At 46.1% G+C, this 851-nt stretch carries 1 protein-coding gene; it reads right to left on the minus strand.

The annotated features are described in order from the left end of the window. The coding region (gene istA / locus JJQ88_RS20990) for an IS21 family transposase (RefSeq protein ID WP_210367975.1) at nt 1-778 on the minus strand (778 nt) is incomplete at its 3' end. Nucleotides 779-851: the final 73 nt, after the last annotated feature.

The raw sequence follows: 851 nt of genomic DNA on the forward strand, positions 1-851 counted from the left end.
CAGCCGGCAACAGATAATTATTGCGGATATACTTCACCATGGCTTCTACATGTCCTTTTTCATTGCCGCTGTTCGGATTGCAGAATTCATAGGCGAAACCGTAGTGTGCAGCGAATCGCTCAAACTCCTTTGTGAGTTCCCGTTCACCTTCCGGCAATACTTTTTTGACGGCAGGTGACAGGTTGTCAAAACGGATGGTATGCGGCACGCCCTCCAAAAATTCAAACATATTGGCTAACCCTTGCAGAAAACATTCTCGATTTTGCGACGGGAACACCTGGTATAAAAATGAGTTACTGTAAGGGAAGGAAAGGACCAAGAAATGCCGGATGACTTCCTCGCCTTCATGTAGGAAAGGGGCTTCCCCGAAATCCACCTGAGCGGCACCTGGCTTTGTTTCTAGTGGCAGAGCGGCCTCTTCACTTACTTCTGCCAATTCTCGCTTTCGTTTGGAAACATAGTCCCGGACCGAACGGTCGGAACCTGTAAACTGATGGTGTTCTACTAATAGATCATAAATTCGTTTTGCTGTCCGGCGAAACTTCTTTTTCTTTTTAGAGTCCTCTAGCAGCCATTCATCGATAATCGGTTTGACTGGATCCATGACAGGGGATATTCTTTTTTGTCTGATCGGCTCATTCGGATTGAAATCTTCCATGTCGGAATACTTCTTCACCGTCCGCCGATCTACCCCCATCTGCCGTGCTACTTCTGCATAGCTTCGACCTTTAGTATTCGTTTCGTGTCTGATATAATTAACTTCAGCCATTGCTAACATCTCCTATACTACCTCCCGTAAAGATATGCCCAAACAGGAGTGTATGTATTTTTTCGGATGTTGGCAAGTGGCC

The sequence above is a fragment of the Bacillus sp. REN3 genome, from assembly GCF_017912555.1.
Taxonomy (GTDB): domain Bacteria; phylum Bacillota; class Bacilli; order Bacillales; family Cytobacillaceae; genus Mesobacillus.